Raw genomic sequence first — 18,490 nt, forward strand, 5'->3', positions numbered from 1 at the left:
TCCAGCGTCACTACGCCTACGCCGGACAATGGCAGTTTTATCTCCGTTCCCCTCATCTCAGGCACCGCGTCGGACCTTACGCTGGGCGTGCCTATAGCGGATATTTCCGCCGTGCAGGTGAGGATACAGCAGGATCTCGGCGCGGGCCAGGCTTCGGACTGCATGGACACGCACGCCAACGGGTATTACTGGAACGGCTCCATCTGGCAGCCCTCGGAAGTCTGGCTGGGAGTCGACTCATACGATTACGGGACGGATATCTGGAACATGAACTTTTCCGCAGCGGTTTTCAATGCCCAATGCTGGTATATCGTCACCACAAGCGCCACGGACAACGCGGGCAACGCCCAGTCCGCCGCCGCGCCCGGTTACAGGAGGTTCAGGTTCTCTCCGCCGCCCGCCGCCACCGGTATAATGGTGCCCGGCCACATGCGGTATCAGAAGAGCCTTACGGGTATAAGCGGCACGGCTAATTCGGATACCAAGAGTATCGCGCTTGATTTGAGGGATCTGAACAACAACTCCTACTGGAATTTCAACAGCAGGTCCTGGCAGGTAAGCTACAGTTCCACGACCCTTACCACGATCCCGGGCAACGGCAACTGGAGCTATACCAATACCGCGAGTCTGCCGCCATTTCAGGAGAGTGCTGCCGGTTACAATTTCAAGTCCACGGGCTATAATTTATGGGGCGTGGCCGAAACGCCCTACATCAGCAAGGTCTACTTTGACATGACCGCGCCGCTTGCCTCGGTCATGACGCCCGACTCCGGGAAAATGTATTACAACGCCATTCCCGTATTGTCCGGCACGGCTATGGACCCGCCGGGAATCACGCCGCCCGCCGCCGGCATTTATAAGGTCTGGCTCCAGCTGCAGGCCCTGAACGGCGACTTCACGAACCGGTATTGGGATAACGAGGCATCCACTTTCACGGCCGTCTGGAACCAGGCTGGCAGTACGGCCGCGTATTACGGCTCCACCTGGGAATACACGGTGAGTTCTCCCACGGCGGCTTTAATAAACGGCGTGCGGTACGCCGCGAGCGTCAAAGCTTCGGATACGACTTACGCCGACGGCTTCCTTATGGGCACGGAATCCGAGCTGACCGGGGAGAATTATTTTAATTTTGACATCACGGCTCCCACCGCCACGATCACTTCCGTCTATAGCGGGCAGGTAAGGTCGGCGGTCTCAGTGGGCTCGGGCACTATTAAGGAGGACCTGGTTCTTTACAACGCGGCCAACGGCATTCCGGCCGGCGCGCAGATACAGTCCATAAAACTGCATATAAAAGATAATAACGCCAACAGGTACTGGACCGGCTCCGAGTGGAACGATACGGACCCCACGGTTTCAACCCCGGCCGCGGTCTATCAGTCTTCCTGGGTCGTTACCGCGGTTTTGCCGGCCGCGTACTGGCTGGATAACAACAGCTACACTATGTGGGCCGAGGCGCTGGACAAGGCCGGCAATCTCCAGGCTGGTTTCACGGATAACGGGTCTTCAGTCACGTTCACCATGGATAAAAAAGCGCCGCTTGCCGTGATAAACACGCCGAAGGCGAATATAAACATATCCTCGCTGGAACTTGTGAGCGGCACAGCCAACGATCCCAATCCCGCCACCAACTCCGGCATAGCCGGCGCGGGCAATGTGCAGGTGCAGATATACTATGGGGATATATCAGACCCTTTCTATTACGACGGCTCGTCGGATTTCTCCGACCAGATCAGCGGCGGAAGTTCCTGGTGGCCGGCCACCGGCTGGACGGCTTTGAACGCTTCTTCCGGCACCTGGGTTTACGCGCCGCCAAGCCTTGCCGCGGCCGTGGCCAAGGCCGGAGACAATATATACACGGTAAAGGTGCGGGTACAGGATAACGCGGTACCGACGCATAACCCCTACCCGAGCCTCCTGGCTAATGTGGTCACTAACGCCAACATCGTGTATGACGTTACGCCGCCCGTCTCAAGGGTGACGGCGCCCAAAGACAATGCCATAATAAAAACGAATGGCCTGAAATCCATTACCGGCACCGCGCTGGACAACCTGGCCGGCATCTCCGCCGAGGGACAGATAGAGGTGAGCATCTGCGAAAAAACCCCGGGGAATTTCTGCTGGGACGGGCTCGGGCTGGGTACTTTCACGCTGACCTCCGAGGCTTTCCATCCGCTCAGCGTGCAATTGCAGGAGGCTTCTTACAATGTGGCGGACGCGAAGTGGAGCTTTACGGCGCCGTACTGGAGCGACGGCTACACTTATGTGATAAAGGTGCGCGCCTCGGACAATGTTACTCCGCCCAACATCGAGACGGACATTCCATCTGTCACGTTCACCTATGATACTACGCCGCCCGAGGCGGCCATAACCTACCCCTTTAATTTGCCGGATCCCCGCGGCAAACTGAACGCGCTGGCCGCGGTTTCCGGCACCGCCTTCGATCGATTCGGCGTAAAGTCCGTTTCCGTCTCGATGCAGGAGGACGACAGCGGGCTCTGGTACGATACGGACACCTCAACTTTCGACTCCGTCACCCATAAGTGGATCGGCGCCGTCTTATCGGGCGCGGGACCGAACTATACCTGGAGCGCGGATGTGCCTCCTCTGACCGACAACAAGAACTATAACATCCAGGTTACCGCAAATGACCAGGCCGGCAACGTGTTCACGGCTCCCTCTAACGTGGTGGTGCTTTACGACATTTCCCCGCCGGTGTCCAGGGTCTCGGCTCCCCAGGCCAACGGCTTCGTGAAAAGTCTCGCGCTGATAACGGGCACGGCGCAGGACGTCAACTCCCACCCGTCAGGCGTAGTCGGCACACAGCTCACGATACGGCGCGACGCCCCGGGCTTCGAATATTGGAACGGGTCTATCTGGGCGCCCTCAGAGGCCTGGCTGAACGGCGCGTCGGGGTCTCCCTGGACAAAGGACACCCAGCTGCCGCCGGCCGATAATCAGGACGACGGTCTGCAGGACGGGCGCCTTTACACCATGCAGACGCGGGCTTATGACGTGGCGGGCAATACCGAGACGCCCACGGCCTTCAGTTCTTTTGTTTTTGATGTTTCAAGCCCGACGATCACTATAGCCCGGCCGCTTAACAACAACCGCTATAATATCACCGGCAAACCTCTCGTTCTCATCACAGGCTCCGCGGGCGACGTTTATAGCGTCAAGTATCCGTGGGTAAGGATCCACGATCAGCAGCTAGACGCATACTGGCTGGACGCCGCGGGAGACTGCCCCGGGGTAACGCTTCCATCCTGGGTCCAATTCTACAACAACTGTCCGGGTTACCCTGAAATATGGAATGTGGCGCTGGGCTCTGCCCCCGGCGGCGCTTTCAACTGGAGCTACGACTCATCCGGAGTTCCCTGGCCGGACAGGGACAATACTCTGAGCGTGGAAGCGAAAGCCATGGACGAGGCCGGCAACTATCGCATAACCAGTTCCATCTTCAGTTTTGATAAGACGCCGCCCGTCTCCATGATACTTTATCCGCCGACGGACGGCGTTCACTATTCTTCCATGACCGAGATAAGCGGCACTTCAAAGGACTTAGGTTCTCAAATAAGCAACGTCACGATCAAGATGTGGTATCTGAACGGCCCGGACACGTATTACTGGAGCCCCGTTGTTTCGGGCGAAGGCAAGCACTGGTCCAACACTGACGCCGGGTGGTCGTCCATCGCCGGCGCGCCCGGCCCTAAAGGCGGTTCGGATCCCTGGTCCTATTCCATTGATTTCACCGATCCGGGCGAAGATGTATTCGCCTGGAAGCAGGGCACTCACGACGGACTTAACGGCAAAACTTTCCATATACTGACCAAGGCCATTGACGCCACCACGAACGAGCAGGTTGACTTCAGCAGCAGCACCAGGACCTTCGTGTTTGACAATGAGCCGCCGTTGTCGGCGCCCGAACAGCCTGGCCAGGGCATGGCTTATAACTCGCTCACTTTTATTTACGGCACCGCCGCGGACCCTGTAAGCGGAGTCGCCAACGCTCAAATATCCGTCTTAAGCCAGGACGAACCGGGCGGAGCCATGTATTCCTCCGGCTTTGGCTTCACTTTACCCGGCGAGTATTGGATACCGCTTGACAACCTCTATCCTTCTTCCTGGACTTACACGGCGAGCCAGATGCCCTTCGAGGATCAAAAGCATTATATAGTCAAATCCTCGGCCACCGACGCAATAGGGAATGTGCAATCCGCGGTGGGACAGTCCAGATTCCTGTTTGACACGACACAGCCGCAGTCCTCGCTGGTATATCCCGCCAATACCATAGTCTACGAGGATACCGAGCTTATTGAGGGAAATTCCTCGGACCCCGGCTTTAACAGCCAGGACATATACAACAGCACCGGTTCCGGCGTTCATCCGACCCAGGCCTGGCAGAAAGGCAGCGCGGAGATAATGGTGTTCCGGGATACCGCGCCTTACATGGGCGGTTCGGGGCCGCTTGACTTCGGTAAAGGAAAAGGCTGGGACGACACGGGTTACTTCTGGGCCGGCTCCTCCTGGACAGCCGCTTCGGAAGGGCCGAAGTGGGTCCAGGCGAGCGCGCCGGGCAGCGCGGGCAACTGGCAGTATGAAGGGCTTATCTGCGCCGACGACGCCGCGCGCGCCGCCGGTACCTGCTGGGTCCGGGGCAAAGACCCCTACGCCGCCTGGGTAAGGGCGACGGATAACGCGGGTAACCAGCAGGATAATATCAGCATGGGCCCCAAGTTCTATATCGCCGCCACCGCCAAGAGTTTCCTTGTGACCGTGGAGAAGACCAATATCAGCGCCGGCGAGATAGTCAATATGACCGTGGAAGCCAGGGACGCCGAGAACGGGACCGGCTATACGGCAGCCAGTTATCAGAGCACGGTGACTTTCCATATTGACCTCCCCACCGACGGGCCGGAGGTGATGGATGATGATACCTTCATTGACGAGACCCACGGCCTGCCGCAGCAGTATAAATTCCCTGACAGCAAATACGGTGTTTCGACTTTCCCGATACGGCTCAGGAAGAACGGCTCCAGGAACCTGTTCGTGGTGGACAAGGACAACGCGAACATACACGGCGCCGTTGTCGTAAATGTGGGCCCCGCCGCCGCCGACAGACTGCAGGTGATAGCCGACTATGACGCCGGCGAGCTGCCGGATCCCGGCAGTCTGGCCGGCAAAAAGGGCGCCCCAAGGAGCATACCCGCCGGCACCAATGTGTCTTTCCTTGTCCAGGCGACGGACAAGTACTGGAACCTGGTGGTGTCCTCCGCCGTGCACGCCTTTGTTTCCGATACGGATCCCAATAACGATACGGCTTCCCCGGACGGGTTTGTCGATTTCGTGGGCTCCGCCACCATCTCCCGCACTTTCTATTCCGCCGATCCCGCCGGCTGGCACACGATCGTAGCGGGCCAGGGGCTTTATCCCAACCTGAACAACCCGTCCTCCGATGTGCCGATAACCCCCCTGTCGGCCGACCGGCTGGTGGCGCTGCTGCCCGGTGAAAGCCGGGTGCAGGGCAAGTTCGACGTGCCGCCTTTCGGCAAGAGCGGGACGCCCTCCGACCTGCTGGCGGGAACTCCCTTCGCGGTGGCCGTTTACGGGACGGACAAGTACTATAACACCGATCCCGCGGCCGGATTCCAGGTTTCCGCCGACATAACAACCGACCCTTACGACATAAACCCCGCGCAGCAGAACCTTGTTGCGGGCTCCACCGCTTTCATCTTTACGCCCGTGGTGGCTGCCGCGCACACCATAAAGGCGGAAAGCTCCGCCCTGCCGTCCGCCACCTCGGCATATTTCACCCCTAACCCCGCGACGGTCTGGTGGAATATTCCCGTGAAACTGCATTTGCTGGCGGGAGGCCAGTCCGGCGACCCTGGTAAACCGCCTTATACGGCCGATCCCGCTACGGGAGGCAGAAGCGGCTCCGTAACGCCGCTTAAAGCCGGCGTGTACACCAGTATGACCGTAAACCTGGTGGACGACTACTATAATGTGGTGAAAGGAACGACTCCTTTTATGAGCGTCTCCTCCAATACCCCGGTGGTTGAGATGTCTTTCCTGAACGACCCTTATATCAAAGCGTGGGGGCTGGCCTCGTCTGTCTTCCAGCAGGGCCTGGTGAACGGAACTACCATCTTCACTTTCGCGCCCGCGACCAGGAACCAGGGTGCCGGGCTCTCCGTGCAGGTTGCCGACACCGGAGCCACCAAATTCAGCACTGATACGGTCGGCGGTCTGATAGTGGCCCCGAACAAACCCGTGGCCCTTCAGCTCCTTGTGCCGCCGGAAACGGCGGTTGAGGGCTCTCTCACGGGTAAATCCGCCAGTGCCGCCGGACCGCTGACGGCCGGCACCAACTACAGCATTGAGGTGCGTTCGGTGGACGCGTACTGGAACTTTGCATCCGACACCAGAAAGGTGAAGCTGACATCGAATGACGTCTATGCCAGCACTAAACCTGCCACGCCTTTGAACAACGGCGTGGCCATCATTTCCTTTATCCCCAGCGCCGCCACCTCAAACCTGGTGATCAACGCCGTTGACGAGGGCCTGTCGCCTCCTAATCTTGACTCGCAGACTGACTCGGGCGTGACAGTCAACCCCGGCGCGCCCGTGAAAATGATGTTTGTCCTGCCGGACCAGTATCTTGTGCCCGGTAAGACCACGGAGCCTTACGGCGTGGCCGGCGACATTTCCACCCGGACGGCCGGCGTTTATTTCAACGTCGCGGTTTACGCCGCCGACACGCGCTACAACCGGGTTTACGGAGTGAACAAGAGCAATATCAGGGTCACGTCGGACGATATGTTCGCCAGTTATATAGGCGACTTTGACATGACGGACGGCAGCGTTGCGGTCAACAACATCAACCTGAGGAGCGCCGGCCCGGCGATCATCACGGCCACGGACCTGAGCGGCTCCGACCCGTACCTTGTGGGCGCCCTCAGTTCCGAATTCGTTCTTAACCCGGGCAATCCGACCAGGCTGCGCGCCATGGTGCCCGGCGAAAGCAGCGTGCCGGGCGACAATCTGGGCAACGGCCGGAGCGGCACCTCCACGGGCCAGAAGGCCGGCTACCCGTTCAACGTCACGGTTGATATTACCGACGCTTTCTGGAACCTGACCCCGGGTGCCAGCCAGGAAATACGCCTTGTTTCGGACGACCATTACACACAAATCAGCCCTTTATCGCAGGTCATCATCGGGTCCGGCACCTTTATGGTCACCCCGGCGCGCACGGGAGACAACGTCCTGCGCGCGGAGCTGGTGAACGCCGTTCCTCCCTGGGGCCCGACGTTGGCGCCGGATCTGGCCACGACGGTAAATGTGTCGCCCGGAGACCCTGTGCGTCTGCTTCTGTTGATGCCGGGGGAGGATTTTAACCAGGGCTTGCTCCCGGGCACGGGCACGGGCAAGGTCGGCGCCGCCAAGGACCAGACCGCCGGCGCCAGCTTCGGGGTGCGCGTAGGCGTTATTGACGCGTATTCCAACCTTGTGCCGGGCAGGCCCCTTGACGTGAAGGTCGGCACGCCTTCTGATAAATATGCGCCCGCTGTCAGCACGGCGCCCATAAACACCGCCGTCGGCTACACCGACCTTATGTACGTAAGCATGCGCACTGCGGCCACCCATTACCTTACCGCCACCGACTACGGACACTCCGGTATTTCGGACGACACGCAATCTTCCACTTTTACCGTCATCCCCGCGGCGCCGGTGGGGCTGCAGTTGCTGGTGCCCGGCGAAACGGCTGTGCCCGGCTCGGGCGTTTACCCGGCTGGGGGAAAGATGGTTTCCGTTGACACCCGGACTGCCGGAGTCCCTTTCAGCGTGACCGTCAACCTGGTGGACCCGTACATGAACCTTTACAAGGGGTTCGCAAAAGGTCCTACGGTTTACGTGAATACCTCGGACCTGTACGACATAGAACCCTCAAGCGCGATACTGAACCAGGGGACCGCGCAGATGCCGGTGACCCTGGTGACCCGGTCAGCGGCGTCCTCTCTGAAGGCTTACCCGGTCAGCGCCGCCGACAATTATGTCTGCAGCGGCAATGCCCCCGACAGCATCTGCCGCAATGACGACGCGGCGGCAAAGTCTTTATTCAAGGTTTACACCTCAACCGGTGTGCGGCTTGAGGTGGTGCTGCCGGGCCAGTCGCTGGTGGAAGGCAAATGTAATGTCAGCCCGCCCTGCCTCGATCCGCTGATTTCCTGGCCCGGGCGCAGCGGCCCTCCTTCCATTCACGTTATAGGGACAGGCGCGCTGTACGCGAGCGTTTACCTGACGGATATGTATTACAACAAAGCAACATACCTTTCCGGCGCGGCCCAGGATACTTACCCGCCGGCCATGATGCCGGAGGTGAAGCTTTCGCTGCCGCAGGACCCCAAGGCTGTCCCGCCGGCCGCGCAGACGCTGTTTGACGGCCTCGCCGTGTTCACTGTTGACGCGCGGACCTCTGTAAGCTCCTACACCGTAGTGGCGGCCACGACCGCGTTATCGGCCGCTTCCTACACAAGGGGGGTTTCCACTCTCACCGTCCAGACCGGACCCGCCACTCACATGGTTTACGTGCTGCCCTCCACCACGGTCGTGGCCGGCGTACCCTTCTCAGCCACGCTCTATGTTAAAGACGCCTTTGAAAACAACTGCGATACAGGCCCGAATGTCTACCTTGGAACAGCCATTTTTGACCTGGTGGCCTTGGACGACTTTAACCAGCTCCCTAGCCTTTTATCACAGACGACCAATTTTATTCCTTCTGATCTGGGCGTTAAGAACCTTCCCAACTGGTTTACCATGCGCAAGGCCGGGATAAATACTCTGGGCGCCTATGACTCGCTGGAACCCGACGTCGTAAAGGTCTCGCCGCCGGCGAATATTTTTGTCCTGCCCGGGCCTCCCAGCCTTTACCGCGTTGTCCCCGATACCAACATAGAAGTGCCGGCCGGCACAAAAGTCTCGCCCGGGCGCCAGACGCTGACAGCGCAGCTTTCCGACATCTACGACAATCCGATTTCTTCGGCCGGGGTGCCGGTTTACATTTCCATATCCGAAGTTTACGGCTCCACCGGCACGCTGCTGTACAAGAACGGGTTCGACTGGTTTGATATGGGCGTTTCAACCCTCATGTACACCGACGATTCAGGCCAGGTTGGCGTTTCCACTCAGGTCGCCTACATGGTTTCCAGCCACTCTGGCGACTGGGCGCGTATATGGATGGGAACGACCACCGTTACCACCGACCCCGTCGCCTACACCCTGGACCTGGCCGCAAAACAGAACCTCAGCGGCAAGTTGACCACCACGGGCGGCGGGCCTTCCAAGCTGCTGTTCATCTCCAGCCAGCCGGCGGCCACGGTCGGTATACAGGAGAGGGACGGCATCGGAGCCTTCTTTACGATAGAGCGCCGCGATGACTTTGACAATCTTACCAAGCAGGAGGAGACCGACATTCCCCTCACGCTGCCGGACGACCAGTATACGATCCATACCGACCTGGGCCGCATCCGGGGCACCACCACCAATTACGGAGATTACGGCTTCCGCAACATCGGGAACGACCATTTCATCATCCTGGCCAGCATAATGCCAAGCCAGACGCAGGTGTCTTTCCGCTACCATGACAGGACCTCCTCTTATTCCGGAGTGTCCCCGTCCTCCAATACTTTTGAAGGCGCCCGTCCCGGCTACTGGCAGATACAGGCCGGGAAAGGTACCATGCAGATCGTACACCAATTGCGCATGGACCCCATGGAAATATCCAAGGTCTCTTTCAACAACCAGCCCAACACGCTCGTAGCGGGCAAGGTTACCGACTTGCTGGACGTTGTGCGCTATTTCAAGCCTGAGTTGAGGGACAGGTTTGACAACCCCTCAGTGGCCACCGAAACGGTCCGCGTGCAGCTGTCCACTTTCACCCGCCAGGCTTCGGCGCTGAACGATTCTTTTGCTTTTTCGATCTCCAGCCTGACGCTTCCCGGATTGCCGGTGTTCGATTCACCTGTGACTTACCTTGACATTCCGCTGGACGCTTATGCGGCCACTTTCTATTATCTGGATACCACGGCTTCCGGGGTCTACGCTTCTTCCGTGCCTGTAAAGCCGATAATAAGTATCGAGGCGCAGGACCATACCGACTGGACGGCTTCAACCCAGTCCGTTACCGTGCTCCCCGACCAGACTCGCAAGGTTAATGTCACAAAGAACGCCGGCCAGACCATAGTAGCCGGGACGACTTCCCAGATGTTCGTGGTGGCCATAGAGGACCAGTACGGCAATCCTACGCCGCTGGTGGCCGGGCAGGAAGACTCCGAAGGGGCCGGCGTGGCCCTGAAGCTGGATTCTGATTCCCTGGGCCGCGTCACCTTCTCATCGCCGGATGTCTCCAGCTTTACGGCAAAGCCCGGCGTCGCTAAGATGGCGCTGGGTGAGTCCGCGACCAGCTTCTACCTGATAGATACGCTGGTTTCCGCGCCTACCCACACTCTCACCATAAATTCGGTGGTGCCGCAGGGCTGGGAGCCCGCCGTTTCTTCTTACACGATAATCGCGGCTCAGCCCGACCATTTGCTGTTCTACACCCAGCCGCGCCGCCTGGTGGCCGGCACCACCGTGCAGTACCAGGATTACGCGCATAACATTACCACGCCGACCGTAATAACCATGGTGCTCAGGGACCGTTACGAAAACACAACTACCACCGATACCACAACCATGGTGCGCTTCTCCGCCGCGCGCAGCAGCACGTACGGCGGTATAGACGCGGCGAAACCCGTGCAGTCCGGAGGCAACGGCTGGCAGCTGCTCAAAACCAATCCGCTGGACTTCGAAATCTATTCGGGCCGGTCCTATGCCGACATCTATGTGTGGGATACCCAGGTGGGCACGGCTACCATAATGGCCGACACTTCGATCATCTCCACCCAAGGGGTTACTGAGGCAACGCTGCCGCGGGTAACGCAGGACCAGTACATAACTCCCAACGCCGCGTCCTATTTCACGCTGCATCACACGTACACACTGTCCACCCCGCTGCGCGTGAATATCGCCGGCTCGGTGACGATGCGCGCCCGGGATAGTTTCGGAAACATCGCCACCGGCGACGGTATAAACGGCAAATACTATACCGGCAAGATAAATATGGGCACCAACTCCACGGGGTCCGCGGATCTGCGCGACGGGTTTAATAAGACCACTGATTACACTTTCGTGACGGGGGACCGGGGCGAGCGCCAGCTGCGGCTGATGGACACTTTCGTGGAAAGGCTGAAGGTCAGCGTCTGGGACTATTACAAGTCGACGACGACCTACGGCTACACGGGGGACGGCGCCCGCGGCCTGCCCGTGGGTTCGGACCCGGACGTTGAACTGTCGGGCCTGGTAGTAATTCCCACCGACCTGGCGCCCGAGGACCCGGTGCCTTCGGTCAAGCAATCAATAGGCCTTACGCGGCTTTCCCTCTACCAGGGTGACGGAGTTACGAGCGACACCCCGTCGCCCGTGCCCATGCTGAGGCTTACCATGAAGACCTCGCCCGCCGGCTCCCCGTCCGCCTATCTGCAGTCCATTCTGGTAAAGAGCTCCGGCACTTTACCCTACTCGGATGTGGCGGAGGCCGGGCTTTACGCCGATAACCCCGTAAACGGACAGGTCGGAATCTTTGACGGGGAAAACACGCTTGGCGGGCCTCTGACCGACATATTCATCTCAAGCGGCGTTTACGACACGGGCCTCATGGGCTGGCATTTTGACGATCTTAATATAAAGCTTTCCACCGCGGTGCTGATCTCAAATACCCCGAGGAATTTCTTCCTCACTGTGCGCATCTCCACCGGGGCCACCACGCCGCGGAATCTGGCGCTTATCGTGGAGAATCCGACCAGTGTGGTGCTGGTGTCGACTTACGTGGGCGTGGCCGCCAACAATTTCCCAATATTCACCTCCACCTCGCCGGTGCGGAACACTCCCGCCAAGGTGCATATTAAAGGCACCGATATAAGCGCCTGGTGGCAGCCCACGGTGGGCGGCGTCCTGCTCGAGCCGGACCAGTATCCTTACGTTGAGCAGGGACTGGAAAGAGCCGGCATGCTGAAACTGCAGGCCTGGACGGAGGGCTTTGTGGCCACACTGAAGTCCTTCCGGATAATAAAAACCGGCTCCGGTCTGGGCTCCGACCTGTTGAGCGTGAGGGTTTTCCTTGACGCGTCCGGCACGGGCGACGATGCCTGGACGCTGGGTGACGGTATCTTTAATCGCAGCATTGACAAGGAAATTACCGATCCCAACAACCCGCCTGTTTCCGACCCGTCGGATACGGAACTTTTCACGCTGCCGCTGAGCAACGCCGGCATGGACGGCAACATAACCATTTCCACCAGGACCTACTTTGTGGTTTATGAATTCGCGTCGGACGCGGTGCCTTCCCCGGCGGCGCCCGCGGCCCCCATAACCCACGGAGCCAGGCTTGAAACTTCGGGCGTGGGCCTGACCGACGGCGTGATAGTCGCCTTCAGCCCGATCGCTTCCTCGACCGTGCCGCTTTATGCCACCGGCGATGTCGTGTATCTGGCGGCTATGAACAAGGCTGATCCGAATAATTTCTCAAAACCCACATTTGTGACTCAGAATGACGTCAACAAGGCCATAGCCAGGCTTACGATGCAGATAGGCGTGCCTAACGGCTCCACCTTTAAGGGCTCCGCCGTGTGGACGGGACTTAAGCTTGACAGGTGGATAAACTCGTCCGAGAACGGCGGCGACCCCTCTAAATGTTCAGGCGGCGCGCCTCTTTATAATAAAGCCTCCGACGTTAAAAAGATAGACGTGTGGTACGATTCGACCGGCGACGGCCTGCTGGAAACAACCACTACCGTAAAGGACACCGAAGTGCTGCTTGTGGGCGCGAAGAACAGAGTATTCCCTACCGGCGTCCTGGCTTTGCCGTTAGCGCCTGATAGCGGCGCCATAAAAGTGCTGGATATACAGAAATTCTTCCCTTCCGACACCACGTTCCCCATGGCGCCTGGCAGGCTTATAATCAACGACGCTCAGAGCGACCCGGCGCTGAAAGAGGTGGTATATTACTCAAGCGTGAACGTGATTACGAACACCTTTAACGGCCTTACAAGGGGCGCCGAGTGCACCACGGCGCTTAGCTGGTCTTCAGGTACCGTAATATCGGGCCAGGCCATACTGCCCCTTAAAGGCTTCGGCAGCACGCTGGACGGACAGTCTCTGTTCGTTACTCCCAAGGACTACTTTATCACCTACGACATAGATCCGCTTGCCACGGTGGATAATTTAGCCAATCTCGGCCTTTCCATCAGAAGCACCGATTATTTCACCATAAAGGCGCCAAAACAGATGAGCACCTATAATATCGGTCCGAGCCTCTCCGTATCGCTGGTGGGCAAGGTTAAAGAATACGCCGATAAAGTTACGATAAACGCCATCGATACCACCATGGGCGATACTTTGCAGCAGAAAAAGCTGAACCAGCCGATAATTTCGCTTACCGCGAAGACGGATACAGCGGACGCCCTGTGGCGCTGGCTGATCGTTTTCGCCACAGGCGCCGTGGTAGAGGACGGTACCGCAATGAACGACGTGGATGCGGTAAAGGTTTGGTATGATTCCGACAACAACGGCCTTCTGGGCGGCTCCGATGTTCTGATAGGCTCCGGCACTTTCGGAAACACCTCTTATGGCCCGCTGGCTGCCAAAGTGTATATCAGCACGACGGCGCGCCTGCTGAGCGAGTCGCAGGCGCAGGTTGACAATGTTTCACAGCGTTTCTTCATTACCTATGATATGAAGGATTCCGCCTTGCCGAACGACGCTTACGGCCTTCCGAGGTATATCGGCGCTTATTTAACTGCGGAGTCTTTCCCTATGGGAAGCCCGTCAATGGATGACGTAGCAAGGGACGCTTTCTCATGGCCGAACTACTACGACACGGGCTCGCCGCTGCCCTTCACCTCCAGGATGCGCGCCGTAATATCGGCTCCAAGCGTGGTCACGGTGGAGTCCAGGCCGATATTCGCATCCCCGCTTTCGCAAAATACGGCGGCGCCGGTTCTCGCCCAGGACATAGCCACTACGGGGCCGAGCGGGGACCCGGCATGGGTTATAAGTTCCACCGCCGGCCTTAACTCTTCCGGCTATTGCGTGGTTGACAACGAGATCATCCATTACGGCGACACCACCGCCGGCGCGCTCCTCTATGTGGAAAGGGGGCAGTTCGGCTCGGTGATGGTGAAGCACAGTTCCGGAGCCGTTATCGGAACCGAGGTTTTCCAGGGGACTGTAAACTGGCCGATGCTCAAGTTGACCGTGACTACCGACGGCTATGGCGTGCGCTGGCAGGGCGTTAAACTTAAAAGGCTTCAGCCTGACGGCGGAACTTCCGAACCTTCCGACGACCTTAACGGTTACGACTCCGATGTGAGTGAGGTAACTGTGTGGAAAGATAATGGCAACGGGATCTTTGACCGGGACCCGGCAACCGGCCAGAACTACACCGATACCGTGATCGGCCGCGGACATTTCGGCGTGAGCCCCGACCCGGTGGGCAGGGTCACCATAAGCGTCGTAGACCCCGCCCTCAAGGGACAGCCCTACGTGGTGGTAAGCGCCACGTCGACGGTGTTTTTTGTCTCCCTCAGCGTGGACAGGGCCGCCAATTTCTCGCATATAGCGCTTACGCCGCCCAACTCCGTCACGGGCGTGGAAGTGCCCGGTGTAACCAGCTTTATATTCGGGCCAGAGGGTGCCGGGCACACTTCCTATTTCCCGTCCCCGACCCAGAGCCAGGTGCAGGTGCTGCTGCCCGTGTTTAACACGATAACAATGGAGCCGGACGACGTTTCGCCCGTAACCGTGACGCAGAACGACAAGAACGTGGGCTTTCTGGCCATGAACATGTATGTGGATAAAACCTCCGCCAAAGTTCAGGCTCTGCGCGTGAACAGGACCGGCACGGCCAACGATTCAGACATAGACCTGGTAAAGGTGTGGAAAGACTCCAACGGCGACTGCCTGCTCAGCGCGGTGGATGTTTCCACGGACGCTTCCGGCCTTTATCCGAACCTGATGTCTTACGGCAATGAGGCGTTCTCCGCCGGCACGGTCAACCTGACGCTCAAAAAGCCGCTGTTCGTAACAACGGCGCCGGCCTGCTTCTTTATCACTTACGATGTGGCGCAGTACGCCAGCGTGAAAACCACCATGGGGCTGAAGATCCTGTCGGCTTCGGATATGACGATCGGCGTGCCCAATCAGATCATCTTCTCCACCGGAGCGATCACCGCGCAAAGAACGGTCGTGGAGGTGGGCTCAAACATGGACCTGGGCGCCAACGACGTGGCCTCCGAGCTGGTCGCGCAGGGAGGCGCGGGTCAGGCGCAGGAGGGAGTGCCCATGATAAGGTTTAACCTTATTACCGAGGCGGGCAGCGCCCGCTGGTCGGGTATAAAGCTGCAGCGCACCGGCGCCTCTAACGACCCAGGTTCGCCTTTCGCCAAGAACACGGACGTTAAATTCGTGCATATTTTACAGGACTCGAACCAGAACGACGCGCTGGATGTGAACGATACCGATATATCCAGGGCGGAGGCCGCGCTTGAACTGCCTTTTAAGAACACAGACACGGCCTCGGCGGCCGTGCCGTTCAAGCTGGTGGTGGACTCAACTGTCGGCTTCCCGTCTTCGGGCAGGCTGTATCTTGACAACGCCGAACTGGTCACTTATTCCACCGCCGGGTATGACGCGGTTTCGGGGCATCCTTACTTCAGCCTTATCTCTCGCGGAGACATACTTGGCGACCTGCCTACCCCCGTTATTACCCACGACAAGGGCTCCAGCGCGGTGAAGGTCGATCTTTATGACCAGATCAACCCCCTGAACACCCAGCTGCAGATCCAACTGTCGCAGGTGCAGACGATCTCGCCGCTGGCTCAAACCTATTTCGTGAGCTACGACGTGGGCGAAACAGCCGTGAAAAGCAACAAGATAGGCGTCAGTATAGGGGACAAGTCCTGGCTGACCGTCAACACGCCGCATGATGTGGGCCCCTGGGTTTATCAGGGGATCACAAAACTGCTTCCCAAGGGCACGGGTACGGATATCTATCCTTTCAGTTCAAGCCTGGTGCCCATAAAGTCCCTGACGCTCGGCGTTTCCGCCAACAGCATAGCGCCCAAGGCCGCAGAACGCAACACCCAGAATGTGCCGGTGCTCACGCTTGATTTAAAGTCCCTCTCCGACTATGTGAACATCGGCCAGATACACCTGTTCCAGAACGGCACCATAAGCACCGATACCGCCGGCATGGGCGACGGGGATATCTCAAAGATCTCGCTTTGGAAGGACGACGGCGACGGAGCGTTCTCTCCGATGGCGGACTCGCTCATCGGCTCGGTGCAGCATTGCTCTTCCTGTTCTTTCAAGACCGGCGCGACCATAAATATAACGGACGGGAAGCTGCCTTATATAACCGTGGGAACCACTACTGTCATCGTGCATGTGGTGGTTTCCATAGGGAACACCGACATGACCGGCGCGAGCACTCTGGGCCATCTGGCCGGCATCTCGCTGAATTCTTTCTACGATATTAAGGGACCCAACGGCTGGAGCCTTGCCGCCGGGCAGAACTATACCGACAAATTCCCGCTGAGTTCGGGGCTGGTGCTTGTATCCCCCTCGGTCATCCCGCTGACGCCCGTTTATAAAAAAATAATGGTCACCGCCGCCGGCTACCCGGCCTTCGCCTCCATGACGGTGCAGGGCGCGCTGGTGCTGGGCGCCAACAATATGCCCCTGGCCGCGGACAACATGCCGTGGATATACGCCTCATCGTACACCAAATGCGGCCCGTCCGAGCCTCTTATGGACATAAACGGCGACGGAAAGCCGGACAATTTTGACTTCTTCGGCACCGGCAAATGCGTCAATATAAGCCTGACCAACACGGGTATGCCCTCGTTTGATATAGACGGCGACGGTATACTTGACTATGACACCAACAATGACTATATTTCGGATAAAATATTTGACGACGGGTCGGGCAAGCCGCTTTACTTCATAGGCGATAATGTGCAGAACTCAAGCCTGCTGCTGCCCGTTTCCGACATGGGCGCCCTGCCCTCGGCCTGGGCGTCCAAAACCACGGAGCTGTCGGCCATGTGGAACCCGGCTTCGGGCCCCGTGGCGTCCTATGAGCTGACGCTGGGCGGAAATTATTCGGATCCGACCGGCATGAAAGGCTCCTGGCAGCCGGTAGGAGATATCCTTTCCGGCACGGTCAGCAATGTGGCTCTTTCGCCCGGACATTTTACGCACCTGACCACCCGCATAGACGTTAATTCTTCCAGTTTCACGGTGGCCTCAACCGAGGGCTTCGCCCAGGAAGGCCTTGTTTATGTCGGCAATGAAATAATGTCCGTCACAAAGATCGACGCGACTTCTTTCAGAATAGACACGCGCGGCGTGCAGGGCTCGTTTAAAGGGCCGCACACCGCCTGGGGGGAGACGGTCTCCGACAGGGGTTATGTGCTCTCGGTAAGGGGCGTGACCGCGTCCGGCGCTTATATCCCGAGCGAGGCGGGCGCGCCGCTCATGATTTACCGCATAGACACCTCGGCGCCTACCGTGCCCGGTATCCCCGCACCCCAGGTGCCCAAGGGAACGGCTTCCGGCCCCGTTTTCTCGCTTAAGTGGGGCGCCTCGCAGGATAACGAGTCCAATGTGATGTCGTACGAAATTCAGGAGCGCGAGGGAACGAACTCCGTGTGGAAAACCATAGCGGCCGTGCCGGGCTTCAAGACCGGCGGCGCTGTAAACAATGTTTTCAGCGTGGGAGACGTCATAAATCCCGGCCAGAGCCCGACATCGCATCAGCCGGGAAAGTATTACACTTACAGGGCGCGCAGCTGGAACTTCGCCGGTCTGCATTCCGACTGGTCCGGCGCGTCGGACCCTGCCGGCGTTACAATTGACATTGAAAAGGGCCTGTTCGGCGCTTTATATAATGATCAAAACGGCAAGCCTGTTTATGTTTCCAATTATCCGAATCCCGTGGACACCAGAAAGGGCGGTGTGGAGGGGAAAACAGCCATTACCTACGCCTTAAACGACAATGCCGAGGTGTCTATAACGCTTTACGACCTGCTTGGCTATGTGGTTAAAGAGTATCATTTCTCAAGCGGTTCCGACGGCGGAAAACTTGGACCCAATTTCGTTTTGTGGGATGGTAAAAACGAGCTTGGAGGCTTTGTGTCAAAGGGCGGTTATATAGTGCGTGTGAAGGCCTCAAGCCCCAAGGGAAGCAAAACCATACTAAGGAAAGTGGGAATAATACATTAAAGGCAGGGGTTGGGGGCTAGCGGTGAGGGGGGTATAAGGAACTCCTTCCCTAAACCCCTATACGCCAGCCTCTATCCGCTGCTATTGACATGTCAATGGCCTGGGCCTT

1 protein-coding gene (only partly in view) is annotated in these 18,490 nt (G+C 58.4%); it reads left to right on the forward strand.

The features are described from left to right. Nucleotides 1–18,381: the 3' portion of an Ig-like domain repeat protein gene (locus NTX59_03235; protein ID MCX5784681.1), read on the forward strand. Its footprint begins 13,980 nt before the window's first position; 18,381 of the gene's 32,361 nt are visible here — the last part of the coding sequence; the start codon falls outside the window, past its left edge; it ends in the stop codon at nucleotides 18,379–18,381. Nucleotides 18,382–18,490: the final 109 nt, after the last annotated feature.

Source organism: Elusimicrobiota bacterium, from assembly GCA_026388155.1.
GTDB lineage: Bacteria > Elusimicrobiota > Elusimicrobia > Elusimicrobiales > UBA9959 > UBA9634.